The organism is Streptomyces sp. NPDC004561 (genome assembly GCF_053602155.1).
In genome coordinates this window covers 1-24684 of the sequence record NZ_JBSGDB010000076.1, presented here as the reverse complement: position 1 = coordinate 24684, position 24684 = coordinate 1, and the positions used below count along the sequence as shown (strand labels likewise).

The window sequence follows — 24684 nt, the reverse complement described above, 5'->3', positions numbered from 1 at the left end:
GTCCCGTGCGGCTGCCGCGTACGGCGGCCCGCTCGGCGATCGCCGCCGCCTGGGGGCTGCGGCTGCTCCCCGCCTCCCCGCACCTGTTCGACGCCCGGCCCGCCGCCGCGCGGGCGCACCGGCCCGACGTGCGGCGACGGCCGCGCCGCCGGCCCGCCCGTCAGTCGTCCTCCCGCTCCTTCTCCGCCAGGTGGATCACGCACACCGCCACCGCGATGAGCAGCGCCGGGTCCGTGTCCTCCCGTACGACGTCCACGCCGTAGGTCTCGCGGATGTGCAGCCAGCGCCGGGAGATCACCGCGAGCAGCTCGCCGTCGTACTCGACGGCGAACTCCCGGTCCAGGATCTTGCCGCTGACGTCCAGTTCCGTGCCGTCCACCAGGGCGACCCGGTAGTGGTTGCGCAGCAGGGACAGCCGCTTGCGCCTGATGGTGGCCAGACCTTCGCCGTCCCGTTCGATCACCATCGTGTCGCGCAGGGCGAACATCTTCTGGTGGATGTCGATCAGGACCCGTCCATGTGCGTCCTTCAGCTCGAAGGTGTCCCGCAGCCGCATCGCCTTGCCGTCGACGAGGAACACCTTCGAGCCGTGCTCGTCCTCGATCCAATAGTCTTCACCGATGCCGAGGAGCCGGTCGCGTACGAGGAATCTCATGCCCTTAGCGCTTCCCCGGTACGGCGTGATCCTCACGGAAGGGCCGGCCCGAACCGCCGCCGGTAGGCCGAGGGGCTGAGGCCCGTCGTCCGCCGCAGCCGGGCCCGCAGGTTGGCCGCCGTGCCCAGGCCGCTGCGGGCCGCCACCACCTCCAGACGTTCCTCGCCTCGCTCGATCAGCCGGCAGGCCAGCGCGACGCGTTCACCGGTGAGCCAGGCCAGCGGGGTGGTGCCGAGCTGGGCGCGGAACCTGCGGTGCAGCGTGGCGGGGCTGACGGCCGCGCGGGCCGCGAGCCCGGCCACCGTCAGCGGCTCGTCCAGCCGTTCCTGCGCCCAGGCCAGCAGCGGTCCGAGCGACTCGTCGGGCACCTCGGGCACGGGACGTTCCACGAACTGCCGCTGCCCGCCGTCCCGGTGGGCGGCGAAGACCAGCCGCCGGGAGACCGCGTTGGCGCGTTCGGCGCCGTGGTCGCGGCGCCAGATGTGCAGTCCGAGGTCGAGCGCGGCCGCGCTGCCGGCCGCGGTGAGGATGTCGCCGTCGTCCACGAACAGCACGTCCGGCTCCAGCAGCACCCGCGGGTGCCGCGCGCGGAAGGAGCCGGCCCACAGCCAGTGCGTCGCGGCACGGCGGCCGTCCAGCAGCCCGGCCTCGGCGAGCGCGAAACTGCCGGTGCAGAAGCTGACGAGGCGTGCTCCGCGCGCGTGGGTGCGCCGGACGGCGTCGAGGACCTCGGGGGCGCGCGGCACGATGTTGTCGGGGCGGCCCGGCACGATCAGGGTGTCCGCCCGGTCCACGGCCTCCAGGCCCGGCAGGCCGCTCATCGTGAAGAAGCCGTGGTTCATCCGCACCTCGCCGGTGGGCGTGCACAGCGTCACCTCGTACAGCGGCCCGGGCAGCCCGAGTTCCGGCCGGGGCAGCCCGAACAGCTCGGTGGCCACGCCGACCTCGAAGGGGTTGGTGCCCGCGTCGACGATCACGACGACCCGGTGCGGGGGGTGAGAGGATCCTTGCGGCATGTGCGATTCCTAGCACTCGCCCGCGGTGCCGGCCAGAGCCCAGGATGACGGCATGAGCAGCGAACCCATCTCCCTGGACAAGGCGCTCGCCTCCTTCACCGAGCGCTGGAGCCCGCGCATCGTCACGACCGTCAACGACTACGACGTCCGCGTCGCCAAGCTCGACGGCGAGCACATCTGGCACGTCCACGACCACACCGACGAGTTCTTCCTGGTCCTGGACGGCGAACTCCACCTCGGCCTGCGCGAGCCGGCCGGGGAGCGCACGGTCGTCCTGCCCAAGGGCTCGGTGTTCACCGTCCCGCGCAGCGTCGAGCACAAGCCGTTCGCCCCCGTCCCCAGCGAGGTGCTCCTCTTCGAGCCCACCGGCACCCTGACGGTCGGCGACCGGCACGACGAGATCCCCGACCACGTGGACGTGACCACGGGCCACGCCCTGTCCTGACCGGGCGGCCGGGCCGCCCTTCGCCCGTCCTGGCCGGGACGGACGGCCAGGACCCCTGACGGACGATCAGCGACGGCGCGGGCGCGGCGCCGGCTTGAAGACGGCGATGCCGGCGGCCACCAGCGTGGTGGCCGCCACCATCCAGCAGCAGGTCGCGGTCGTCCATGTGGGGCGGGATCCAGGCGATGGCCTGGTTGAGGGCGCCCGCCTTCTTGTGGCTGTTGCCCCGGGTGCGGAAGACCTGCGCGCCGCGCGACGGCGACGTCCTCGGTGCCGTCGGTGCAGTTGTCGGCGGCGACGATCAGGTCGGGGCGCCGTGCCTGCTTCCACAGGCCCTCGATGGCCGCGGCGATGCGGTCCTCTTCGTCGTGGGCCGGGATGAGCACCGCGAGGCGCGGCCGGACGGCGGGTTCCCCACGTGCCGCGTGGGCACGGCGGGTGGCGTGGCGCCCGGCGCGGCGCGAGCGTGTTCCGCGTGCCGGATCGGCCGCCGTCGGCGCGGCGAGGTCGAGCATGGCGCGAGCCCCCGTGGTCATGCGTCCCCGCAGGGCTCAAGTCTTCACGATATTCACACATTTCCACAAGCGGGCGCGGATCACGGATTGAGCAACGTGTCCGGTCCTGCCCGGCTAAGGGTGTCATATACCTTTCAATACGTCCTGACTCCGTGGGCGTACCGGCCGAAGGCCGGACACCGGCGCCGGCGAGGGCCGTACGCCGGTGCCGCCCTCACACGCCGTAGCCGTCGCTGTAGCCGTCGACGCGGTGGTGGTGAGGTTCCTCCTCCACCACCGGCGACGGGGGCATCACGACCCGCCGGCGGCGTGCGATGCCGCTGAACGTCGCGACGCCGATCAGGCCCACGGCCATCAGGATCACACCGACGACGGTGAGGTTGACGCCGTGCATGTGCCAGTCGGTCGCGAACGTCAGGATGGCACCCACGGCGATGAGGATGATGCATCCGCCGAGCCCCATGAGACTTCGCCTCCCCTTGCGTTGCCGGAATCTCCGGTGCCGTTCGGGTACCCGGCCTCGTCCGTACTAGCCCTCCAGGAAGGCCGTCAAGGCGTTCGCCAGCAGGAACGGGTCGTCCGCGCCGCAGAGTTCACGCGCGCTGTGCATGGAGAGGATCGCGACGCCGATGTCGACCGTGCGAATGCCGTGGCGGGCCGCGGTGATCGGGCCGATGGTGGTGCCGCACGGCATGGAGTTGTTGGAGACGAACGTCTGGAAGGGCACGCCCGCTCTCTCGCAGGCGGCGGCGAACACCGCCCGCCCCGAACCGTCCGTGGCGTAGCGGTTGTTGACGTTCACCTTGAGGATCGGGCCGCCGTTGACCCGGGGGTGGTGCGTCGGGTCGTGCCGCTCCGCGTAGTTGGGGTGGACGGCGTGGCCGGTGTCGGAGGAGAGGCAGACGGTGCCGGCGAAGGCGCGGGCCCGGTCCTCGTACGAGCCGCCGCGCGCGAAGACCGAGCGCTCCAGCACGGATCCGAGCAGCGGGCCGTCCGCGCCGGTGTCGGACTGGGAGCCGTTCTCCTCGTGGTCGAAGGCGGCCAGCACCGGGATGCGGTCGAGCGGGGCGCCGGAGGTCGCGGCGGCGGCCAGCGCGGCCGCGCCCGCGTGCACCGACAGCAGGTTGTCCATGCGCGGACCGGCGACCAGCTCCCGGTCCCGGCCGAGGTACGCCGGCGGCTCCACCGGATGCACCATCAGGTCCCAGCCGGCCACCGAGCCGGCCGTGAGCCCGGCCTCCTGCTCCAGGAAGGCGATCAGATCGCCGTCCAGCACGTCGTCACCGAGGCCCCACACCGGCTGCAGATGCCGCTGCTTGTCCAGCTTGAGCCCCTCGCTGCTGACCGAACGGTCCAGGTGGATGGCGAGCTGCGGCACCCGCAGCAGCGGCCGGTCCACGTCGACCAGGACCGTGGAGCCGTCGCGCAGGGTCAGCCGCCCGGCGAGGCCCAGGTCCCGGTCCAGCCAGGAGTTCATCAGGGGGCCGCCGTAGATCTCCACGGCGACCTGGCGCCAGCCGTGCGCCCCGTTGTCCGGGCGCGGCTTGACCCTGAGGTTGGGGGAGTCGGTGTGCGCGCCGATGACGTGGAACGGCGTGTGGGCCTCGGCGCCCTCGGGGACGTACCAGGCCACGACGGCGCCGCCGCGCAGCACGTACCTGCCGCCGCTCGTACCGTCCCAGGCGTCCGTCTCGGCGACCTGCCTGAAGCCCGCCTTCTCCAGTCGCTCGGCGGTGTTCGCCACGGCGTGGTACGGCGACGGGCTCGCCGCCAGGAAGGACATCAGGTCGTCGGTGTGGCCGCGGTCGAAGCGGGCTGGTGCGCTCATGGGATTCACCTTAACGACGTGCACGGGCCCGCTCCCGGTAAGGGGAGCGGGCCCGTGCGGGGAATCGACGGGGACGTCCAGAAGGTCTGGAGCGTCTAGAACGCGGCCTCGTCGAGTTCCATCAGGTCCAGCTCGACGTTCTCGGCGACCTTGCGGGCGAGGGTGACGCCCGGCAGGACGTTCGCCGCGAAGAACCGCGCCGCGGCGATCTTGCCGGAGTAGAACGCCTTGTCCTTGGCCGAGGCCGTGGCCAGCTTCTCGGCGGCGATCGCGGCGCCCTTGAGCAGCAGGTAGCCGACGACGACGTCACCGGAGGCCAGCAGCAGCCGGCTGGTGTTCAGGCCCACCTTGTAGATGTTCTTGGTGTCCTGCTCGGTGGCCGCGAGGTCGGTCAGCATCAGGCCGACGATCGCCTCCAGCTCCACGGCCGCCTTGGCCAGGTGCTCGCGGGCGCCCGCCAGCTCCTCGCCGCCGGTGCCGAGCGCCAGGAACTTCTTGATGTCCTCGGCCAGCGAGTTCAGGGCGGCGCCCTGGTTACGGACGATCTTCCGGAAGAAGAAGTCCTGGCCCTGGATCGCCGTGGTGCCCTCGTACAGGGTGTCGATCTTGGAATCCCGGATGTACTGCTCGATCGGGTACTCCTGCAGGAAGCCGGAGCCGCCGAAGGTCTGCAGCGACTGGGCGAGCTGCTCGTAGCCCTTCTCGGAGCCGTAGCCCTTGACGATCGGCAGCAGCAGGTCGTTCAGCGCGTGCTCGGCGGAGGCGTCCTCGCCGTTCGCCTCCTTGACCTGGATGGCGTCCTGGACCGAGGCGGTGTACAGCACCAGGGCGCGCATGCCCTCGGCGTACGCCTTCTGCGTCATCAGCGAGCGGCGCACGTCGGGGTGGTGGGTGACGGTGACCTTGGGCGCGGACTTGTCCATGAAGTTCGCGAGGTCCGGGCCCTGGACGCGCTCCTTGGCGTACTCCAGCGCGTTCAGGTAGCCCGTGGACAGCGTGGAGATCGCCTTCGTGCCGACCATCATGCGGGCGAACTCGATGATGCGGAACATCTGGCGGATGCCCTCGTGCTTGTCGCCGATGAGCCAGCCCTTGGCGGGGTGCTGGTCGCCGAAGGTCATCTCGCACGTGTTGGAGGCCTTCAGGCCCATCTTGTGCTCGACGTTGGTGGCGTAGACGCCGTTTCGCTCGCCCAGCTCGCCGGTCTCGAAGTCGAACAGGTACTTCGGCACGAGGAAGAGCGACAGGCCCTTGGTGCCGGGGCCGGCGCCCTCGGGACGCGCGAGCACGTAGTGGAGGATGTTCTCCGACATGTCGTGCTCACCCGAGGTGATGAAGCGCTTCACGCCCTCGATGTGCCAGGAGCCGTCCTCCTGCTGGACCGCCTTGGTGCGGCCGGCGCCCACGTCGGAGCCCGCGTCGGGCTCGGTGAGCACCATGGTGGAGCCCCACTGCTTCTCCACGGCGACCTTGGCGATGTGCTTCTGGACCTCGTTGCCCTCCTCGAAGAGGATGCCGGCGAACGCGGGGCCCGAGGAGTACATCCACACGGCCGGGTTCGCGCCCAGGATCAGCTCGGCGTAGGCCCAGATCAGGGAGCGCGGCGAGGTGGTGCCGCCGATCTCCTCGGGCAGGCCGAGCCGCCAGTACTCGGAGTCCATGAAGGCCTGGTAGCTCTTCCTGAAGGACGCCGGGACGGGCGCGGTGTTGGTCTCCGGGTCGAAGACGGGCGGGTTGCGGTCGGCGTCGGTGAAGGACTCGGCCAGCTCGTTCTCCGAGAGGCGGGTCAGCTCCTCGAGCACGCTCTTGGCGGTCTCGACGTCCATCTCCTCGAACGGGCCGGTGCCGTACACCTTGTCGCGCCCCAGTACTTCGAAGAGGTTGAACTCGATGTCGCGGAGATTCGGCTTGTAGTGCCCCATGGCGACGGCTCCGTAGAGGGATCGGCGAGGGACTGACTCCTCGCACCTAGTTCACGTACCAACAAGTAGCTCCGATGATGCTACCCGTCGGTAATAAGAAGCAACCCCTACCCGGCCAAGTGTGAGAAGGGTCTAGTCCGCGGCCCCCGCACAAATCGCTCGGGGCGCTCTCGCGGCCCGGGTACCTCGGTACGCTTGCGCCCATGTACGGATACGGCCAGCCCATGGACGGTGCTGCGCAGCAGCAGTACGCCCAGCCGCAGCAGCAGATGGGCGGTGTCGGGGGGTACGGTCAGCAGCCGCCGCTCTACCCTGAGCCGTCCCCGCCCTCGCTCGCGGACGCGGTGCGGGCCTTCACGACCGGGCAGATGCCCGCCGAGGACTTCCAGCAGATCTTCGCCACGTCGAAGGTCTACTGCCCGCGCGGCGACACCCCCGGCTTCCTCGCCCTGCACAACACCCAGCAGCCGGTGATCCCCATGTTCACCTCGCTCAAGGAGCTGCGCCGGTACGCGGGCAAGGAGTCCAAGTACTTCGTCATCACGGGCGCGGAGGTGATCGACCTGCTGCCGACCGGCTACGGCTTCGTCCTGGACATGGAGGGCGAGCACCGGATGGTGTTCGACGCCAAGGCGGTCGAACAGATGGTCGATTTCGCGATGCGCCGGATGTACGGGGGCGGCTGAGCCGTCGACGAGTGACGCGGCCCGGAGGGAATTCCCTCCGGGCTTTCTCTGTTCCGGGTGACAAGAAGTTCAACGCTCAACTAAAGTGGGCGTACCAAGGAGGTACCCACCATGCCTGCAGTGACCGTCGAGAACCCGTTGACGCTGCCCCGCGTGACCGCTCCCGCCGACGCCACGGCGCGTCCCGTGCTGGCCGTCACGACCGCCCCGAGCGGTTTCGAGGGTGAGGGCTTCCCGGTGCGCCGGGCGTTCGCGGGGATCAACTACCGCCACCTCGACCCGTTCATCATGATGGACCAGATGGGCGAGGTGGAGTACGCGCCGGGCGAGCCCAAGGGCACCCCCTGGCACCCGCACCGCGGCTTCGAGACCGTCACCTACATCATCGACGGCGTCTTCGACCACCAGGACTCCAACGGCGGTGGCGGCACCATCACCAACGGCGACACCCAGTGGATGACGGCGGGCTCCGGGCTGCTGCACATCGAGGCCCCGCCGGAGTCCCTCGTCGTGTCCGGCGGCCTCTTCCACGGCCTGCAGCTGTGGGTGAACCTGCCCGCCGCCGACAAGATGATGGCGCCGCGCTACCAGGACATCCGGGGCGGCAACGTCCAGCTGCTCACCACCCCCGACGGCGGCGCGCTGCTGCGCGTCATCGCCGGTGAGCTGGACGGTCACAAGGGTCCCGGCGTCACCCACACGCCGATCACGATGATCCACGCGACCCTCGCCCCGGGCGCGGAGCTCACCCTGCCCTGGCGCGCGGACTTCAACGGCCTGGCCTACGTCCTCGCGGGCCGCGGCACCGTCGGCGCCGAGCGGCGGCCGATCCACCTCGGCCAGACCGCCGTCTTCGGCGCCGGCTCCTCGCTGAGCGTCCGCGCGGACGAGAAGCAGGACTCGCACACCCCGGACCTGGAGGTCGTCCTCCTCGGTGGACAGCCCATCCGTGAGCCCATGGCCCACTACGGCCCGTTCGTCATGAACACCAAGGACGAGCTGATGCAGGCCTTCGAGGACTTCCAGAAGGGCCGCCTCGGCACGATCCCCGCCGTGCACGGCATGACGGAGAGCGGCCCGCAGGGCTGACGCACCCGCTCCGTCCGGTCGCCCGGTCCGCTTCGGCGGGCCGGGCGACCGTCTTCGTGCCGGTGCCGCCCCGACCTCACCCGCCCGGACTCGTGCGGCAGGACACCCACCGGCGCCCATGATCGGCTGGGCTCGTGCACCTGTTGCCCGACCCGCGTCGAGCAGGAACGCCTCCCGCGAGCGCCGCCAGTCAACGGCAGGGGCTCGCCGGTGCGCATTGCCCTGCTTTAGGAAGATGTGACCGACGGGTGCCACCCTGGGTCGCCGGACGGTAATGGTGGGGAGCCGATCTTGGGCTGCCCGGTACCCTTGACGGGTCCGGGCCCCGTGCCCGTTCTCGCCGGGGAGAGCACGCCCCGCAGACCTCACACACGAAGGACGATGAACGACGATGCATCGGTACAGGTCCCACACCTGCGGCCAGCTCCGCGCCTCTGACGTCGGCACCGACGTCCGGCTGAGCGGCTGGCTGCACAATCGGCGCGACCTGGGCGGCATCCTCTTCATCGATCTGCGCGACCACCACGGCATCACGCAGCTGGTCGCCCGCCCCGGCACGCCCGCGTACGAGGCCCTGGACAGGATCTCCAAGGAGTCCACGGTCCGCGTCGACGGCCAGGTTGTTTCACGTGGAACCGAGAACGTGAACCCGGACCTGCCGACCGGCGAGATCGAGGTCGAGGTGGCCGAGGTCGAGCTGCTCGGCGCCGCCGCCCCGCTCCCCTTCACCATCAACGCCGAGGACGGGGTCAACGAGGAGCGGCGCCTGGAGTACCGCTTCCTGGACCTGCGCCGCGAGCGCATGCACCGCAACATCATGCTGCGTACGGCCGTGATCTCCGCGATGCGGAACAAGATGGCCGCGATGGGCTTCAACGAGATGGCGACGCCGATCCTGTCGGCCACCTCCCCCGAGGGCGCCCGTGACTACGTGGTCCCCTCCCGTGTGCACCCGGGCAAGTTCTACGCGCTGCCGCAGGCCCCGCAGCAGTTCAAGCAGCTGCTGATGATCTCGGGCTTCGACCGCTACTTCCAGATCGCGCCCTGCTTCCGCGACGAGGACGCCCGCGCCGACCGTTCGCCGGGCGAGTTCTACCAGCTCGACGTGGAGATGTCCTTCGTCGAGCAGGAGGACGTCTTCCAGCCGATCGAGAAGCTCATGACGGAGCTGTTCGAGGAGTTCGGCGGCGGCCGCCACGTCACCTCCCCCTTCCCGCGCATCCCGTTCCGCGAGGCGATGGCGAAGTACGGCTCCGACAAGCCGGACCTGCGCGCCAAGCTGGAGCTGGTGGACATCACCGATGTCTTCGAGGGCTCGGAGTTCAAGGCGTTCGCCGGCAAGCACGTGCGCGCGCTGCCCGTGCCGGACGTCTCGGCGCAGCCCCGCAAGTTCTTCGACCAGCTCGGCGAGTACGCCGTCGAGCAGGGCGCCAAGGGCCTGGCGTGGGTGCGCGTGGCCGAGGACGGCTCGCTCTCCGGCCCGATCGCGAAGTTCCTCACCGAGGCGAACGTCGCCGAGCTGACCAAGCGCCTCGCCCTGGCCCCCGGCCACGCCGTCTTCTTCGGCGCGGGCGAGTACGACGAGGTCTCCAAGATCATGGGTGCCGTCCGGGTGGAGGCCGCCAAGCGCGCCGGCCACTTCGAGGACGGCGTCTTCCGCTTCTGCTGGATCGTCGACTTCCCGATGTACGAGAAGGACGAGGAGACCGGCGGGATCGACTTCTCCCACAACCCGTTCTCGATGCCGCAGGGCGGCCTGGAGGCCCTGGAGACCCAGGACCCGCTGGACATCCTCGGCTGGCAGTACGACATCGTCTGCAACGGCGTCGAGCTGTCCTCCGGCGCGATCCGGAACCACGAGCCGGACATCATGCTCAAGGCCTTCGAGATCGCGGGCTACGACCGCGAGACGGTCGAGGAGAAGTTCGCGGGCATGCTCCGCGCCTTCCGCTTCGGCGCCCCGCCGCACGGCGGCATCGCCCCCGGCGTGGACCGCATCGTCATGCTCCTCGCGGACGAGCCCAACATCCGCGAGACGATCGCCTTCCCGCTCAACGGCAACGCCCAGGACCTGATGATGGGCGCCCCGACCGAGCTGGACGAGTCCCGGCTGCGCGAGCTGCACCTGAACATCAGGAAGCCGCAGCCGAAGTAGGGCATCGGCGGACGCAGCAGAAGGTCTCGGGACCGGCACCGGCCCCGAGACCTTCTTCTTGTTCCTGCTCGCGGTCAGGACAGGGACTTGTAGCCGCCCCAGCCCGTCGCGATCCTCGTGCGGGAGCCGATAGACGGCCGGTGGGCTTGAAGCGGGCGACTTCTCACTCGTCGGCGTCGGGTCCGGGCTCCTCGTCCGGGGAGGCGCCGTCCTCCATCAGGCGTTCGGCGATGTCGTCGGACCACTGCTGGGCCCAGGCGCGCAGCGCGCCGATCTGCGGTACCTCCAGGCCGTACCGCAGAAACTCCGTGTCGGGGTAGAAGTCCGTGCCGGTCAGCCGGGACTGCAGGGTGGGCAGGTCGAAGGGGTCGTGGGCGTGCCGGCGGCCCAGTTCCTCCAGGCCGGGCAGCGGGAAACGGGCGGCCGCGGCGTGCGCGTCGATCAGGTCGACGGCCGCTCCCCGGTCGTACAGCGCGCGGATCTTCGTGCCGACGGCGTCCTCCAGGGAGAGCGCCGGGCCGTACTCGGTCAGCTCCGGCGGCTGCCAGAAGGCCTCCTTGTGCAGGCCCAGGCCACAGGGCTCACCGGTCGGCGGGTCGGTGACCGTCAGCTGCGCGGTGCGCGCGGTGGCGGCTCCGGCCCGCACCGGCCGGCCGCGCGCCTCCAGGGCGGCGCCGACGGCTCCGGCGATCCGGTCCATGGGCTCGGCGCTCTCGGTGGCGAAGTCCAGGTTTCCGTGCGGGCGCCGGAGCAGGCCGTGCGCCTCGAGGGCGTAGCCGCCGGCGAGGAGCAGACCGTACGGGCCGCCCGCCGCGACGACGTCCGCGAGGAGCCGCCGGTGGGGTTCGGGAAGGTTCACGGCACCCGTACTCTGCCAGAACCGGCACCGGCCACGTGCGCACCCGCGCCGGTGCTCACCCTCCCCCGACGCCACCAGCGCCGCCGGCCGGCACTGCCGGGGCGCGGCAGGTCCGCGAGGGCGGTACGGATCCGGTCGAACGTGGCCACCGGGTGATGGCCGAAGCCCTGCCCGTCGGCGGGCAGCAGCACGCCCGCGCAGAGCAGCTTGGCGGAGTCGTCGCCCAGGGCGACGGAGTAGAAGACGGGGGCGCCCGAGCAGCCCTCGGGGAGCCTGGCGCTCCAGCGGACCGTGCCGTCGGCCGCCCGCGCCAGCGCGCCCACCACGACCGCCTGGTCCCGGGCCCCGGTGTCCGGCGCCCCGTCGTGGGCCAGGGCGTACGCCCGTACCGGCGTGGCCGTGATCAGGGCGATGTCCTCGGCGCGGGCCGCGATGCCGTCGGTGACCTGGTCCGTGTCCCAGCGCCAGCCCTTGCGGTCGGCGTACGCGTGCAGTCCCGCCGTGGACTGCACGGCCACGCCGAGTCCGTCCAGGTGGGTCCAGCCGTCCGCGAAGTCCGTCATCAGCAGCTTCTCGGCGCTCGGCGCCGGATCGCACAGGTCCGGCCGTATCGCCACCTCCGCCAGGTCGACCCGGGTCGGCTCGGACGCGGTCAGCAGCACCTGGCGGACGGTCTCGGTGTCCTCGGTCTCCTCCAGCAGCTCGTTGAACCAGAACGCCGTGCCGTACGGGCCGGGCCGGTGCGCCCGCTGGTAGGGAAGCGTGGCGCGGCCGGCCTGGGCGAGGACCGCGTCGACGGTCGCCCGGTGCAGGTCAGGAGCAGATGAGGACATGAGGCCGGAGACTATCGGGCCGGGCGGCGGAGAGATCCGGGGATTTTTTTCGCGCCGGCTGTCACACGGTCGCCGGCGGCGGTGTCAGTGGGGTGTCTGGTTCGATCGAGCATCCCCACGGGAGCCTGTCATGCGTATCGCCCACGTCCTCGTCACCCTGATCGCCGCGCTGATGGCCGGGTTCTCCGGGAGCGTGCTGCTGGTGCGCGCCGAGTGGATCGTCAAGGCGCTCACCGACTACCGGGTGCCCCGGTCGTGGTGGACCTGGCTCGGGTTGGCCAAGGCCGCCGGGGCCGTCGGACTGGTGGCCGGGCTGTTCGTGCCGGTGATCGGCGTGCTGGCCGGCATCGGGCTGGTCCTGTACTTCACCGGCGCGGCCGTCACCGTGGCCCGGGCCCGCTGGTACTCGCACATCCCCTTCCCCCTCGTCTACGCCGCCCCGGTGGTCGGCGCGCTCGTCCTGGGGTGGGCGGCCTGAGGAAGGTCCCGGGCCCGCCCGTCCGTTCGTCCGCGGCTCAGACGGCCGGCTTCTCCTCCAGGCGCGGGAAGAGGACCGCGCCCTTGGTGACGGTGGAGCCCGCCGGCAGCCTGCCCCAGCGGCCCGCGTCCTGGACCCGCTGATCGGCGAGAGCGCCCAGGGCGGCCTCCGCGCCCAGCGAGTCCCACAGCTTCCGCGAGGTCTCCGGCATCACCGGGTTGAGCAGGACGGCGATCGCGCGCAGCGACTCGGCGGCGGTGTAGAGGACGGTCGCCAGGCGGGCCCGGCCCTCCGCCGACTCGTCCTTGGCCACCTTCCACGGCTCCTGCTCCGTGAGGTAGCCGTTGACCTGCCTGACGAAGTCGAAGACGGCCAGGATGCCGCCCTGGAAGTCCAGCTCGTCGCCGATGCGGCGGTCGGCCTCGGCGACCGCCCTGGCGAGACCCTCGTGGACCGCCGCCTCGGCCTCGCCGTCGGCGGCGGCCGCGGGCAGCGTGCCGCCGAAGTACCTGCCGACCATGGCGGCCACGCGCGAGGCGAGGTTGCCGTAGTCGTTCGCCAGCTCGCTCGTGTAGCGGGCGGAGAAGTCCTCCCACGAGAAGGAGCCGTCCTGGCCGAACGCGATGGCGCGCAGGAAGTACCAGCGGTAGGCGTCCACGCCGAAGTGCGAGGTGAGGTCCTGCGGCTTGATGCCGGTCAGGTTGGACTTGGACATCTTCTCGCCGCCGACCATCAGCCAGCCGTTGGCGGCGATCCTGCCGGGCAGCGGCAGGCCCTGGGCCATCAGCATGGCCGGCCAGATCACCGCGTGGAAGCGGAGGATGTCCTTGCCGACCAGGTGGACGTCGGCCGGGAAGGTCGCCTCGAACTTCTCCTGGTTCTCGTTGTAGCCGACCGCCGTGGCGTAGTTGAGCAGCGCGTCGACCCACACGTAGATCACGTGCTTGTCGTCCCAGGGGATCGGGATGCCCCAGTCGAACGTCGAACGGGAGACGGAGAGGTCCTGCAGGCCCTGGCGGACGAAGTTCACGACCTCGTTGCGCGCGGACTCGGGCCGGATGAAGCCGGGGTTCGCCTCGTAGAACGCGAGGAGCCGGTCGCCGTACTCGCTCAGACGGAAGAAGTAGTTCTCCTCGCTGAGGATCTCCACGGGCTTCTTGTGGATCGGGCACAGCTTGCGGCCCGCGTACTCGCCCTCGCCGTCGAGCAGCTCGCCCGGGAGCTTGTACTCCTCGCAGCCGACGCAGTACGGGCCCTCGTAACCGCCCTTGTAGACCTCGCCCTTGTCGTACAGGTCCTGCACGAACTCCTGGACACGGTCGGTGTGGCGTTTCTCCGTGGTGCGGATGAAGTCGTCGTTCGCGATCTCCAGGTGCTCCCAGAGGGGCTTCCAGGACTCGGTGACGAGCGTGTCCGCCCACTCCTGGGGCGTCACCCCGTTCGCCTCGGCCGTGCGCATGATCTTCTGGCCGTGCTCGTCCGTGCCGGTGAGGTACCACACCCGCTCACCGCGCTGGCGGTGCCAGCGCGTGAGCACGTCGCCCGCGACGGTCGTGTAGGCGTGGCCCAGGTGAGGGGCGTCGTTGACGTAGTAGATGGGCGTGGAGACGTAGTACGCCTTCGACGCGCTGGGCGCGGCACCGTCGGTCTGCATGGGCGCCAGGCTAGCGGGGGACGGGTCGCGGAACCCGTCCCCAACCCGTGCGGTCTACTGGCCCTCGCCGCCGAAGCGCTCCTTGTACGCCTCCAGGTCCTCGTCCGTCAGCTTGGCGAACAGGACCGGCGGGACGGTGAACGGGGTGCCGGCGGGCACGGAGGACAGAGACTTCGCCTCGTCCCGCGTGACCCACACCGCGGTGTCGCCCTCCAGGGAGAACGCCCCGCGCATGGTCTTCGCCGTCGCCGGGATGAACGGCTCCGAGACCACCGCGTACAGGTGGATCAGGTTCATCGCCGTGCACAGGGTGAGGGCCGCGCCCTCCTGGTCGGTCTTGATCTCCAGCCAGGGGGCCTTCTCCTCCAGGTAGGAGTTGCCCGCCGACCACAGGGCGCGCAGGGCGGCCGCGGCCTTGCGGAACTGGAGGGCCTCCATGTGCGACTCGTACTCCGCGAGGAGCGTGGCGATCTCCTCGCCGAGCTTCCGCTCGGCCTCGCCGGCCGCGGCGCCCGCGGGCACCTCGTCGCCGAAGCGCTTCCTGGAGAAGGACAGGACACGGTTGACGAAGTTGCCGAGGGTGTCGGCGAGGTCCTTGTTGACCGTGGCGGTGAAGTGCTCCCACGTGAAGGAGGAGTCGTCGGACTCGGGGGCGTTGGCGATCAGGAAGTAGCGCCAGTAGTCCGCCGGGAGGATCTCCAGGGCGTGGTCGGTGAAGACGCCGCGCTTCTGGGAGGTCGAGAACTTGCCGCCGTAGTACGTCAGCCAGTTGAAGGCCTTGACGTAGTCGACCTTCTTCCACGGCTCGCGCACGCCCAGCTCGGTGGCGGGGAACATCACGGTGTGGAAGGGGACGTTGTCCTTGGCCATGAACTCGGTGTAGCGGACGGTGTCGTCCGCCTCGTACCACCAGGACTTCCAGTCGCGGTTCGCCGGGTCGACGTCCGCCCACTCCTTCGTCGCGCCGATGTACTCGATCGGGGCGTCGAACCAGACGTAGAAGACCTTGCCCTCGGCCGACAGCTCCGGCCAGGTGTCCGCCGGGACGGGCACGCCCCAGTCCAGGTCACGGGTGATCGCCCGGTCGTGCAGGCCCTCGGTCAGCCACTTGCGGGCGATGGAGGAGGCGAGCTGCGGCCAGTCGTCCTCGTGCCGGGAGACCCAGGCCTCGACCTCGTGCTGCAGCTTGGACTGGAGCAGGAAGAGGTGCTTGGTCTCGCGGACCTCCAGGTCGGTGGAGCCCGAGATCGCGGAGCGCGGGTTGATCAGGTCGGTCGGGTCCAGGACACGGGTGCAGTTCTCGCACTGGTCGCCACGGGCCTTGTCGTAGCCGCAGTGGGGGCAGGTGCCCTCGACGTAGCGGTCGGGCAGGAAGCGGCCGTCGGCCGGGCTGTACACCTGGCGGATGGCCCGCTCCTCGATGAAGCCGTTCTCGTTCAGCTTCCGGGCGAAGTGCTGGGTGATGTCGACGTTCTCGGCGGAGGAGCTCCGGCCGAAGTGGTCGAAGGACAGCTCGAAGCCGTCGTAGACCGCCTTCTGGGCGTCGTGCGCCTGCGCGCAGAACTCGGCGACCGACAGGCCGGCCTCCTTCGCGGCCAGCTCGGCGGGGGTGCCGTGCTCGTCCGTCGCGCAGATGTACAGGACGTCGTGACCGCGCTGGCGGAGGTACCGGGAGTACACGTCCGCCGGGAGCATGGACCCCACCATGTTGCCCAGGTGCTTGATCCCGTTGATGTACGGAAGGGCGCTGGTGATGAGGTGTCGAGCCATCGGGGGCTGCTCCCAGGTCGCTGAGTTACGAACCTTGAAATCGTAGCCGACGTGTGTATGCCGCCCGCTTCCCGTTTTACGGGCTGAGAAGCGGACGGCATTTTTTACGAGCGGTTACGTCGTGTCACGGGCGCCAGGCCGCGAGCACGCCGTCGTACAGCTCGGTGTCCGTCAGCTCGCGGGGGGTGGGGCCCGCGTGGAAGAAGGCCGTGTTGGCGGTCTTCAGCTTGCGGAGGTAGTCGAACGCCTTGTTGTCGTGCTCACCGAAGGCGACGAAGGAGAAGAAGAGCGCGGGGTGCGTGTCCGCGGCCGCGGTGAGGGCCTGGGTCGCGGGGGTCTTGGCGTCCGGGGCGCCGTCGGTCTGGAAGACGACGAGGGCGGGGGTGCCGGGGTCCGCGTTCTTCTCGTAGTGGGCGAGTACGGCTTCCACGGCGGCGTGGTAGCTGGTACGGCCCATGCGGCCGAGGTCCGCGTGGACGTCGTCGATCTTCGTCTCGTGGTCCTCGGCGAGGGTGAGGTCGGTAGTGCCGTCGACCTCCGTGGAGAAGAAGACGACGTGGACCGTGGCCCCGGGGTCCAGGTGGGCGGCGAGGGCGAGGGTCTGGTCGGCGAGGGCCTGGGCGGAGCCGTCCTTGTAGTACGGGCGCATGCTCGCGGAGCGGTCCAGCACGAGGTAGAGCTTCGCTCGGGTGCCGGTGAGGTCGGTCTTCTCGAGGGCGGTGGTGGCGGCGTTGTACGCGGTGGCGAGGGCGGGGGCGTCGGCCTTGACCTTGGTGAGGGGGGTGGCGGGGGTGGGGGTGCCCTGCGGTGCGTCGGCGTCTGCGGCTACCGCCTCGGCGCCTGCGGCTACCGCCTCGGCGCCTGCGGCTACCGCCTCGGCTTCGCCTTCGGCGTCCGTGTTCGCACCCGCACCACCCGTGCGGGTCTCGTTGTCGGCTGCGGGTGGCCCCTGCGGGGTGTCCTCGCCGTCGGCGGCTTGCGGGTCGTCCGCGCCTTCGGCCGGCACGGCGGCCTCATCGGTCGGGGCGGCGGCCTCTTCCACCGGGGCGGCGGATGCTTCGGCCAGGGTGGCGGATGCTTCGGTCGGGGCGGTCTTCTCCTCGGCCGGGGTGGCGGGCTCCTCCGTCGGTGCCGTCGCCGGTTCCTCGGTCGGCTGAGGCTCGGCTGCCGCCTCGGGCTCCGCCGCTTCTGCCTTCTCGGGCTCGGTGGCCTCGGCCTCCGGTTCCGGGGCGGGCTCGGCGGCGGGCGTCGGTGCGGTGGCCGGCTCGCTCGCCGTCGCCGTCGCCGTCGCCGTCTCCTCGTCCGCGGCCGGCTCTGCCTTCTCCTCGACCGCTGCCGTCGTCCCGCCCGCAGGGCTGGCCTCGGCCTCCGTCGCGGCGCTGGTCTCAGCCTCCGGTTCGGTCGCCGTTTCGTTCTCGGCGCCGGCCTCGGTCCTCTCCTCGGCCTCCGCAACGGCGCTGGTCTCAGCCTCCGGTTCGGTCGCCTTGTCGGCCTCGGCCTCGGCCTCCGTCTCCGCCTCGGTGGCGGTCTCGGTCCTTGCCGCGGCCTCCGTGACGGCGCTGACCACGGCCTTCGCCTCGGCGCTGGTCTCGGCCGCCTTCTCGGCTTCCGCCTCTGCGCTGACCGCGGCCTCCGCCTCGGCTGCCCGCTCGGTCAGGTCGTCGTCCGCCGGATCCGACGGGGGGACCTGCACCTTGTCGAAGGCCGCCGTCACCAGGTCGTGCTCTTCGGGCGACGACTCACGCTGTTCGGGAACGACGGGGACCGACTCGCGCGGCGCCGGAGCGGTGGAGTCCGGCTCGCGGGGCTCGCGGGGCTCGGGGACGGCGGGGGCCGACTCGGGGGGTTCCGGAGCGGCGGGAGCCGACTCGTGGGGTTCCGGAGTGGTGGGGGCCGACTCGTGGGGCTCGGGGTGCGCTGGGAGTCGGACCGCACCCTCTGCCTCGGCGGCTCGGGAGGTGCGTGAGCGGCCGAATGCGTTCCGCAGGAGAGTGAGAATGCCCATGTGCGCAACCCTTCGCGTGAGGTGAAACCGTCAATCGCTGGCCAGGACGGACACGTAAGGTTAGCGGCCCCGGGAACCGTCAGTGCGGGGACGCGATCGAGCGGGCCGCGGCCACTTCCTGGCGGAGGGGTTCGAGGACGCTGCCCGCGGGACCGGTGAGGTCGGTGCGGACCGGAGTCAGGGTCTCCGCGCTGCGGACGCCTTCCGACAGCTCCCGCAGTTGCAGGGCGACTTGGGCGACCTCGGCGGACGACGGCGCGCCCGCCCCGTGCCGGACGCGCACCCGGGCCGCCGTCGTCGCGTCGACGATGCGCTCCACCGCGACGACCAGGGGCCACCAGGCGGCGGCCCGGCGGCCGGTCGGCGGGGGCTCGGTCAGGGCCCGCTGGAACTCCGTACGGATGACGGAGAGGTCGCGGTAGAGGCGGCGGCGCATACGGGCCCGGCCCGCCGGGTCCTGGCCGGCGCCGAACGCCGTCTCCACATAGGTCGCCGTGTCCGCCACCGCGTCGGCCAGCCGGTCGCCGACGCGGGTGTGCCAGCTCTCGGGCCACAGGAGGTAGCCGGCGGTCAGGGCGATCGCGCAGCCCAGCAGCGAGTCGGCGAGGCGCGGCAGGAGCAGGGCCGTGCCCTGGCGGTTGAGGATGTCCGACAGCAGGAGGATCACCGGTGTGATCGCCATCGTCTGGTAGCCGTAGCCGCGCGGGGTGAACGCCGGGATCAGCGGGGCCAGGACCAGCAGCGCGACGACGTCCCCCCAGCCGAGCGGGACCTCCGCCAGGACCACCGCCGCGATCACCAGGCCGGCCACCGTGCCGAGGGCGCGCAGCAGGGCGCGGGAGAAGACCGAGCCGAAGTCGGGCTTGAGGACGAAGGTGATGGTCAGGGCCACCCAGTAGGAGCGGGGGACCGGGACCAGGGACACCAGGGACTGGGCGATGGCGATGCACAGGGCCAGGCGGAGGCCGTAGCGCCAGGAGTTCGCCGTCAGGACGACGTTGCGGGTGGCGCGGGCCGTGCGGATGCCCAGGGCGGCCGGGCGGCCCAGGCGGTCGTCGATGCCCCGGGGGTCCACGTCGGGGGCGGACACCACCTCGGCGGTGTGGCGCAGGGCGTGGTCGGCCGCGCGGGCCGTCTCCGTGGTGGGCAGGGGCAGGTCGAGGGCTATGGGGCCGGTGTAGCCCGTCTCGACGGCGTGCGCCAGGTGATCGAGTGCCGCGGGGAGCTGCGCGGGGAGCGGGTGACCCGCGAGATGGACCGCGGGGGCCGCCTCCACCACCGGGGTGATGGCGTTCAACTGGGCCAGCAGCCGGGTGGGTTCGGGGCTGCGCCCGTGCTGGCGGGCGCGCCGGCCGAGGATCAGGTCGTAGGACTGGTTCAGGGAATGGGTGACGGCCCGGCGGGCCTCGTCGTACTCCTCGGTGCGGTCCGTGCCGGAGACGGACAGCAGGGTCGCGACCGTGCGGTAGGTGGCGGCGACCGCGGAGCGTTCGGGGACGCCGGAGCGCAACGGCCAGGCCAGCAGGGCCAGCAGGAGGACCAGCAGGCCGCCGCCGGTCATCAGGGACGGGGCCAGCCACCAGGGGCGGGGCAGCGGGAGGCCCGCGCCCACCACGCAGTTGAGCAGGAGCAGCAGGCCGCAGACCGAGGCCACCGCGCCGATCGTGGAGATCATCCCGGAGATCAGGGCCACCCCGGTGACCACGGCGACCGCGTACCACCCGTGTCCGTAGGCCAGCGCGCCGAGGGTGACGCCGACCGCGCCGAAGAGCTGGGGTACGGCGATGTTGAGGATGCGCATGCGGTAGGCGTCGGCGGTGTCGCCGATGACGCCGGACAGGGCGCCCATGGAGGCGAGGGCGCCGTAGGCGGGGCGGCCGGCGGCGAGGCCCAGCGCGAGGGGGAGGGCCATCCCGACGGCGGCGCGGATCATGGCCGGCCAGTTGAGGGGGGCCTGCTGGGGTTGGAGGTTCCGCACCAGCCAGTCGGGAGGGGTGAGGCCGATGGGGAACTCTCGGGACATGCGCCCATTATGACCGGTTCACCCCCGCCCACCTGGAGTCATCCCCGCTGGTGCAGCGTCAGGTCCACGACGAGCGCGCGGTGGTCGCTGCCGGTCACGCGCAGGAAGCGGGCGCCGGTGGCGCCGAAGTCCGGGGAGAGCAGGACGTGGTCGATCTGGGCGCCGATGACGGAGGCGGTGCGTGCGGGCCAGGAGGGGGTGCGGTCGTGGCCGGAGAGGCGGGCGGCGTCGCTCAGGCCGGTGTCCAGGATGCGGCGGAGGGCCGCGTGGTCCTCGGTGGCGTTGAAGTCGCCGGCGAGGATGGTGGGGGTGTGCCGGTCGGCGGCGGCGAAGGCGCGCAGCCGGCCCAGTTCGCGGCGCCACAGGCCGAGCTGACCGGGCAGCGGGGGCATGGGGTGGGCGAGCTGGAGGCGTACGGCGTGGCCGCGGATGTCGGCGACGGCGCCGGGCATGCCCATGGTGCCGGGGACGCCGGCCGTCGGCTTCAGGGGGTAGCGGCTGAGGAGGAGGGAGCCGTGGGAGCCGGCCGCGCGCACCGCCTGCCGGTAGGGGTAGACGGCCGCGAACTCGCGTTCCAGGGTGGCCTGGCAGGTGTACTCGCACTCCTCCACGAAGACCAGGTCCGGACGCCGGTCGCGGATCACCGGGACCAGCGCGGGGGCGCCGCGGCCGAACTCGACGTTCGAGGTCAGGACGCGGAGGGTGGCGAGGGGCGGTCCGCCGGGTTGGCCGGCCCCGCCGTAGGGCTGCAGGTACCAGGCCAGCAGGCCGAGTACGGCGGCCCCCCACACCAGGCCGGCCCACCAGCGGGCGAGCAGCGCGCACAGCAGGGCGAAGCCGGTGGGGACTAGCAGCCAGGGCAGGAAGGCGAGCAGCTGGGGGACGGGGGTGATGCCGTCGGTGCCGGCGACACGGCAGCCGACCACCACGCTCACCCCGGCGAGCAGCACCCCACCGCACCAGACGCCCAGCCACCGCCGCCCGGGGCGCCTGTTCACGGGCGCCGCCTCAGCGCGGTGCGCCGGGTGACGGCGGGGTGCCGCTGCTCGTGGTCCGGGGGCCGGGTCGTGGGCTCCGCGTGTGTCAGGATCCGCTGCCTGCGTCCGGGGCGCCGGGTCATGTGCGCCGCCCGCGTGCGGGGTGTCGCCGTGCCTGGGTCCGGGTGATGGCCGGGGGCCGCTGTTCGCGTCCGGCGGGACGGCTCATGGGTTCCGCCTGGGTCCGGGCGGTGGTGAGGGTCCGCTGTCCGCGTCCGGGGCGCCTGTTCATGGGCGCCGCCCGCATACGGGAAGTCGGCGGGACCGGGTACGGGCGGCGGTGGGGTGCCGCCGCTCGTGGTCCGGGCGCCCGGTCATGTGCGCCGCCCGCGTGCGGGAAGTCGGCGGGACCCGGTTCGGGCGGTGGCCGGGTGCCGCTGTCCACGGTCCGGAGCGCGGTTTGGGAGACGCCGGTCCGGAGCGCGGGCCGGGGGACGGGGCGTGGGCCGGTCCGGAGCGGAGGTCTGGGGACGGGGCCCGGGCCGGAGGCCGGAGGGCGGGGCCTGTGAACGGTGTGTCGGTTCACGGGCCGAGCCTACGAGCAGGCGTCCACGCGCGCCAGGAAATCCCCGAGCGCCCGGTCGAACTCCTCGGGCCGCTCCAGGTTCGGCAGATGCGCCGCGCCCTCGATCACGTGCAGCGCGGAGTCGGGCAGGGCCGCGTGCATCGCCTCGGCGTCGGCGACGGGCGTGTAGGTGTCGTCGGCGCCGACCACGACCAGCGCGGGCACGGTCACCCGGGTCAGCAGGTCACGGTAGTCGGGACGTTCGGCCCGGCCGCGCAGGGCCGCGGCGGCGCCCTCGGGCGCGGTGGCCGTCATCATGCGGTGCACATGGGCCTTGACCTCGGGGCGCGCGTACGGGGCGACCATGCGTTCCAGCACCTCGTCGGCGTAGCCCCGCATGCCCTCGGCGAGCAGCCGGCCGGCCGTCGCGCGGCGGCCCCGCCTGCCCTCGGGGGTCTCCGGGTCGGGGAAGGTGTCGGCGAGGACCAGGCCGCGGATCCGGTCGCCGAGGCGGTCGTAGCACTCCATGGCGATCTGCCCGCCCATCGACAGGCCCGCCAGCACGAAGGTGTCCACGCCGAGCCCGTCCAGGAGTTCCGCCAGGTCCTGGGCGTGGCGGGAGAGCGGGACCGTGCCGGGGGTCACGGGGGAGGCGCCGTAGCCGCGCAGGTCGGGGACGATCACCCGGCGGTCGGCGCAGAACCGCGCGAGCTGCGGGTCCCACATCGTGCGGTCGAAGGGGTGGCCGTGGACGAGGACGAGGGGGGTGCGGCAGGTCCCTGGGTTTTTGTCCGTGTACGCGAGGAACGGTGGCATGGGAGCGACAGTAGGGGCGCCAACTACTCGGTGCAATAAAATCTTTGCCCTCGGTGCAATCCATCGCGCCGGGAGACAGGGGGACTTGTGGACGACTACCGGCGCATCGCCGACCGGCTCGCCGACGCCATCACCGGCGGACGGCTCCGCCCCGGTCAACGGCTGCCACCGCAACGGGTGTTCGCCCGCCGGCACGGCATCGCGCCCTCGACCGCGGGCCGGGTCTACGCCGAACTGGTGCGCCGGGGGCTGGTGGTGGGCGAGGTCGGGCGCGGCACCTTCGTACGGGCCACCGAGCCGGACGGGCAGCCGGGGCACGCGCTCGCCGAGGCGGCCGGTGCCGCGCCGGTGGACCTGGAGCTGAACTACCACTCCGTGGCGGGCCAGGAGGAGCTGCTGGCCCCCGCTCTCGCGCCGCTGCTGCGGCCCGACGCGCTCGGCCTGGCGTTGCGGCCGGCCGCCGCCGCGGGCACCCCGGCCGCCCGGGAGGCGGTCGCCGCGCTGCTGGCCCAGGACGGCCCGCGGCCCGACCCGGCGCGGATCCTGTTCACCGGCGGCGCGCGCCAGGCGATCGCCGCCACGCTCGCCTCCCTGGTCCGGCCCGGCGGCCGGGTCGGGGTGGAGGAGCTGACGTATCCGCTGGTCAAGGAGATCGCGGCCCGCCTCGGCCTCACCCTCGTGCCGCTCGCCACGGACGAGGAGGGGCCCCGGCCCGAGTCCGTCGCCGCCGCGCACCGCACCGCTCCCCTGTCCGCCCTCTACCTCCAGCCGACCCTGCACAACCCCACCTCGCGCACGACCGGCCACGCCCGGCGGGCCGCACTGGCGGACACCGTCCACAGGCTGGGGATACCGGTCGTCGAGGACCGGATCTGGGCCTTCCTGCACCCGTGCGGCCCGCCTCCGCTCGCCGCGCTCGCGCCGGGACTCGTCCACCTCGTCGACGGGCTGTCCAAACGGGTCGCGCCCGGGCTCACCGTCGGGTTCGTGGTGGTGCCGGACGGGCGCGCCGAGGCGGTGGCGCGGGCGATCCGGTCCGGCGGGTGGAGCGCGGGCGGCTTCGCGCTGGAGGCGGCCGTGCGGTGGCTCGCCGACGGCACCGTGGACCGGCTGGTGGCCGCCAAGCGGCGGGACGCGCGGCGGCGCCAGCGGCTGGTCGCCGAGGAGCTGGCCGGCTTCGCCGTACGGTCCGACCCGGCCGGCTACTTCGCCTGGTGGGAGCTGCCCGCGCCCTGGCGGGCGGACACCTTCACGGCCGCCGCGCGGGCGCACGGCATCGCGGTCACGCCGGGCACGGCCTTCTCGGTCGACCCCGCCCGCACCCCGGACGCGGTCAGACTCGCGCTCGCGTCGGCTCCTGAGCCGGAGCTGACGCGGGCCCTCGCGGCCCTCGCCGCCGTCGCGCGGGGCGGCCCGGGCGCAGACAGCGGGTCAGCCAGGCGGTGAGGGCGACCGCGAGGCCGAGGGCGAGCAGCAGCCAGGAGACGGTGCGCAGGGTGCCGGTCAGCGCGTCGTAGACGGCGCCCGCGGCCGGGTGGGGCACATCGGCGGGCAGTCCGGCGAGGGTGAGCCGGCGGCCGGCCGCCACCGCGAGACCGAGCAGCGCGCCGCCCAGCGCGGTGCCCAGCGCGGTGGCCACGACGGCCCGGCGGCGGTGGACGGCCAGGGCGAGCCCGGCGAAGGCGAAGGCCACGGCCGCCACCGGCAGCCAGAATCCGGCCACTTCGAGCACGTGGAACCCCTTTCGGAGCGAGGCCAGTTCGTCCGCCGGGAGCACGGCGACGGCCGTGTGCTCCACGGGGATGCGCGCGGCGAGCGGTATGTGGTCGCGGGTGAGCTGCCGTTTGACCTGGGCGGTGACGGGGGCGAAGTCGACGGTGACGGGCTGCTCGGCCGCGTCGTCGGGGTCGTCGCGCAGCGCCTGCAGCACCGCGTCGTGGGTGACCCTGTTCCCGGTGTCCCAGGCCAGCCGGAAGGCCCGGGTCTGGGTGAAGGAGCGCACCGCGTCGTGGACGAACGGGCGGACGGAGCCGCGCAGCGGGCGGACGTCCAGGTGCTGGTCCACCTCGCGCAGGATGCCGTCGCCGACGGTGTCCGCGACGGCCTCCCGTACGTCCGGGTCGGCGGCGAGCGGTGCCATCGCGGTGACGTACCGGGCCGTGTCGGTGAGCCCGTACGCAGCCCACGCCGCCAGCGCCGCGAACGGCACGAGCAGGCAGGACAGGGCGAGCAGTACGCCCGACAGGGCGCTCCTGAGACGTGGTGGCACGCTCTCAGGCAACGGTCCGCAGGGCGCGGACGCGAGTGGAGCGCAGCCGTTCGGGGGACGGGCGCCGGGAGGCGGGCGCGGCCGGACGGGTGTTTCCTGAGTACGGGGAGTGCGTGGGCCCCGG

Annotated in this window: 20 protein-coding genes and 1 pseudogene; 7 read left to right on the top strand and 14 right to left on the bottom strand. The window is 72.3% G+C overall.

Going from position 1 to position 24684, the window contains the following annotated elements; genetic code table 11:
• A pseudogene (locus ACWEN3_RS13310) lies at positions 1 to 263 on the top strand (hypothetical protein); the annotation flags it as partial.
• Here the strand turns inward: ACWEN3_RS13310 and ACWEN3_RS13305 are convergent.
• Together ACWEN3_RS13305 and ACWEN3_RS13300 are read right to left on the bottom strand one after the other, a co-directional pair.
• On the bottom strand, positions 161 to 655 hold the full coding sequence (locus ACWEN3_RS13305; protein ID WP_452969479.1) for an LURP-one-related/scramblase family protein: 495 nt from the start codon (positions 653 to 655) through the stop codon (positions 161 to 163). The pseudogene ACWEN3_RS13310 and the gene ACWEN3_RS13305 overlap by 103 nt on opposite strands.
• A 32-nt stretch (positions 656 to 687) precedes the next feature.
• Positions 688 to 1671 (bottom strand): GlxA family transcriptional regulator, encoded by a 984-nt coding sequence (locus ACWEN3_RS13300; protein WP_452969477.1) that lies wholly within the window; start codon positions 1669 to 1671, stop codon positions 688 to 690.
• A gap of 52 nt (positions 1672 to 1723) precedes the next feature.
• Here ACWEN3_RS13300 and ACWEN3_RS13295 point away from each other — a divergent pair, with 52 nt between their 5' ends.
• A complete protein-coding gene (locus ACWEN3_RS13295) occupies positions 1724 to 2116 on the top strand; it encodes a cupin domain-containing protein (RefSeq protein WP_452969474.1) in 393 nt (130 codons plus the stop codon).
• Positions 2117 to 2845: 729 nt separating this feature from the next.
• Here ACWEN3_RS13295 and ACWEN3_RS13290 read toward each other — a convergent pair.
• The 3 genes from ACWEN3_RS13290 to ACWEN3_RS13280 form a co-directional block, all read right to left on the bottom strand.
• Positions 2846 to 3094, bottom strand: coding sequence for a DUF6458 family protein (locus ACWEN3_RS13290; protein WP_452969471.1), 249 nt, complete (start codon positions 3092 to 3094; stop codon positions 2846 to 2848).
• A gap of 66 nt (positions 3095 to 3160) precedes the next feature.
• Positions 3161 to 4459, bottom strand: coding sequence for a M18 family aminopeptidase (locus ACWEN3_RS13285; RefSeq protein ID WP_452969470.1), 1299 nt, complete (start codon positions 4457 to 4459; stop codon positions 3161 to 3163).
• A 95-nt stretch (positions 4460 to 4554) separates the two neighbouring features.
• Entirely contained in the window at positions 4555 to 6381 is a 1827-nt protein-coding gene (locus ACWEN3_RS13280) for an acyl-CoA dehydrogenase (RefSeq protein ID WP_452969467.1), read from the bottom strand.
• Positions 6382 to 6584: 203 nt separating this feature from the next.
• Here ACWEN3_RS13280 and ACWEN3_RS13275 point away from each other — a divergent pair, with 203 nt between their 5' ends.
• The 3 genes from ACWEN3_RS13275 (at position 6585) to aspS (ending at position 10311) form a co-directional block, all read left to right on the top strand.
• A complete protein-coding gene (locus ACWEN3_RS13275) occupies positions 6585 to 7067 on the top strand; it encodes an SseB family protein (protein WP_452969464.1) in 483 nt (160 codons plus the stop codon).
• Between the two features lie 111 nt (positions 7068 to 7178).
• Positions 7179 to 8156 carry a pirin family protein gene (locus ACWEN3_RS13270; protein ID WP_452969462.1) on the top strand — a complete coding sequence of 326 codons (978 nt, stop codon included), beginning with the start codon at positions 7179 to 7181 and terminating at the stop codon, positions 8154 to 8156.
• A 391-nt stretch (positions 8157 to 8547) separates the two neighbouring features.
• Positions 8548 to 10311 carry an aspartate--tRNA ligase gene (gene aspS, locus ACWEN3_RS13265; RefSeq protein WP_452969459.1) on the top strand — a complete coding sequence of 588 codons (1764 nt, stop codon included), beginning with the start codon at positions 8548 to 8550 and terminating at the stop codon, positions 10309 to 10311.
• Between the two features lie 163 nt (positions 10312 to 10474).
• On the opposite strand, the gene ACWEN3_RS13260 is transcribed toward aspS, so the two are convergent.
• Together ACWEN3_RS13260 and ACWEN3_RS13255 are read right to left on the bottom strand one after the other, a co-directional pair.
• Entirely contained in the window at positions 10475 to 11170 is a 696-nt protein-coding gene (locus ACWEN3_RS13260; RefSeq protein ID WP_452969456.1) for a hypothetical protein, read from the bottom strand.
• A complete protein-coding gene (locus ACWEN3_RS13255; RefSeq protein ID WP_452969454.1) occupies positions 11167 to 12003 on the bottom strand; it encodes a hypothetical protein in 837 nt (278 codons plus the stop codon). The genes ACWEN3_RS13260 and ACWEN3_RS13255 overlap by 4 nt, the downstream gene beginning before the upstream one ends.
• A 130-nt stretch (positions 12004 to 12133) precedes the next feature.
• Between ACWEN3_RS13255 and ACWEN3_RS13250 the strand changes: the two genes are divergently transcribed.
• Complete coding sequence (locus ACWEN3_RS13250) at positions 12134 to 12481, top strand: DoxX family protein (protein ID WP_452969451.1); 348 nt, start codon at positions 12134 to 12136, stop codon at positions 12479 to 12481.
• A 37-nt stretch (positions 12482 to 12518) separates the two neighbouring features.
• Here the strand turns inward: ACWEN3_RS13250 and metG (ACWEN3_RS13245) are convergent, their stop codons facing one another.
• The 6 genes from metG (ACWEN3_RS13245) to ACWEN3_RS13220 form a co-directional block, all read right to left on the bottom strand.
• Positions 12519 to 14135, bottom strand: coding sequence for a methionine--tRNA ligase (gene metG / locus ACWEN3_RS13245; protein WP_452969448.1), 1617 nt, complete (start codon positions 14133 to 14135; stop codon positions 12519 to 12521).
• Between the two features lie 54 nt (positions 14136 to 14189).
• Entirely contained in the window at positions 14190 to 15905 is a 1716-nt protein-coding gene (gene metG, locus ACWEN3_RS13240; protein WP_452969446.1) for a methionine--tRNA ligase, read from the bottom strand.
• A gap of 124 nt (positions 15906 to 16029) precedes the next feature.
• The gene (locus tag ACWEN3_RS13235) at positions 16030 to 17910 is read right to left on the bottom strand and encodes a VWA domain-containing protein (protein ID WP_452969444.1); all 1881 of its coding nucleotides are present in this window, start codon (positions 17908 to 17910) and stop codon (positions 16030 to 16032) included.
• 79 nt (positions 17911 to 17989) lie between these two features.
• On the bottom strand, positions 17990 to 19933 hold the full coding sequence (locus tag ACWEN3_RS13230) for an FUSC family protein (RefSeq protein ID WP_452969441.1): 1944 nt from the start codon (positions 19931 to 19933) through the stop codon (positions 17990 to 17992).
• Between the two features lie 38 nt (positions 19934 to 19971).
• The gene (locus ACWEN3_RS13225) at positions 19972 to 20931 is read right to left on the bottom strand and encodes an endonuclease/exonuclease/phosphatase family protein (RefSeq protein ID WP_452969439.1); all 960 of its coding nucleotides are present in this window, start codon (positions 20929 to 20931) and stop codon (positions 19972 to 19974) included.
• Positions 20932 to 21505: 574 nt separating this feature from the next.
• Entirely contained in the window at positions 21506 to 22291 is a 786-nt protein-coding gene (locus tag ACWEN3_RS13220) for an alpha/beta fold hydrolase (RefSeq protein ID WP_452969436.1), read from the bottom strand.
• Between the two features lie 87 nt (positions 22292 to 22378).
• On the opposite strand from ACWEN3_RS13220, the gene ACWEN3_RS13215 reads away from it, so the two are divergent.
• Complete coding sequence (locus tag ACWEN3_RS13215) at positions 22379 to 23737, top strand: aminotransferase-like domain-containing protein (RefSeq protein ID WP_452969434.1); 1359 nt, start codon at positions 22379 to 22381, stop codon at positions 23735 to 23737.
• Here ACWEN3_RS13215 and ACWEN3_RS13210 read toward each other — a convergent pair.
• Complete coding sequence (locus ACWEN3_RS13210) at positions 23625 to 24560, bottom strand: hypothetical protein (protein WP_452969431.1); 936 nt, start codon at positions 24558 to 24560, stop codon at positions 23625 to 23627. The two genes, ACWEN3_RS13215 and ACWEN3_RS13210, sit on opposite strands and share 113 nt — an antisense overlap.
• Positions 24561 to 24684: the final 124 nt, after the last annotated feature.

Bases quoted from the DNA above. Each gene is read 5' to 3' on its own strand.
- metG (WP_452969448.1), bottom strand. From the start codon at position 14,135: ATGCAGACCGACGGTGCCGCGCCCAGCGCGTCGAAGGCGTACTACGTC.
- ACWEN3_RS13275 (WP_452969464.1), top strand. From the start codon at position 6,585: ATGTACGGATACGGCCAGCCCATGGACGGTGCTGCGCAGCAGCAGTAC.
- ACWEN3_RS13280 (WP_452969467.1), bottom strand. From the start codon at position 6,381: ATGGGGCACTACAAGCCGAATCTCCGCGACATCGAGTTCAACCTCTTC.
- ACWEN3_RS13230 (WP_452969441.1), bottom strand. From the start codon at position 19,933: ATGTCCCGAGAGTTCCCCATCGGCCTCACCCCTCCCGACTGGCTGGTG.
- ACWEN3_RS13235 (WP_452969444.1), bottom strand. From the start codon at position 17,910: ATGGGCATTCTCACTCTCCTGCGGAACGCATTCGGCCGCTCACGCACC.
- ACWEN3_RS13270 (WP_452969462.1), top strand. From the start codon at position 7,179: ATGCCTGCAGTGACCGTCGAGAACCCGTTGACGCTGCCCCGCGTGACC.
- ACWEN3_RS13255 (WP_452969454.1), bottom strand. From the start codon at position 12,003: ATGTCCTCATCTGCTCCTGACCTGCACCGGGCGACCGTCGACGCGGTC.
- ACWEN3_RS13220 (WP_452969436.1), bottom strand. From the start codon at position 22,291: ATGCCACCGTTCCTCGCGTACACGGACAAAAACCCAGGGACCTGCCGC.
- aspS (WP_452969459.1), top strand. From the start codon at position 8,548: ATGCATCGGTACAGGTCCCACACCTGCGGCCAGCTCCGCGCCTCTGAC.
- metG (WP_452969446.1), bottom strand. From the start codon at position 15,905: ATGGCTCGACACCTCATCACCAGCGCCCTTCCGTACATCAACGGGATC.
- ACWEN3_RS13305 (WP_452969479.1), bottom strand. From the start codon at position 655: ATGAGATTCCTCGTACGCGACCGGCTCCTCGGCATCGGTGAAGACTAT.
- ACWEN3_RS13290 (WP_452969471.1), bottom strand. From the start codon at position 3,094: ATGGGGCTCGGCGGATGCATCATCCTCATCGCCGTGGGTGCCATCCTG.
- ACWEN3_RS13295 (WP_452969474.1), top strand. From the start codon at position 1,724: ATGAGCAGCGAACCCATCTCCCTGGACAAGGCGCTCGCCTCCTTCACC.
- ACWEN3_RS13285 (WP_452969470.1), bottom strand. From the start codon at position 4,459: ATGAGCGCACCAGCCCGCTTCGACCGCGGCCACACCGACGACCTGATG.
- ACWEN3_RS13250 (WP_452969451.1), top strand. From the start codon at position 12,134: ATGCGTATCGCCCACGTCCTCGTCACCCTGATCGCCGCGCTGATGGCC.
- ACWEN3_RS13300 (WP_452969477.1), bottom strand. From the start codon at position 1,671: ATGCCGCAAGGATCCTCTCACCCCCCGCACCGGGTCGTCGTGATCGTC.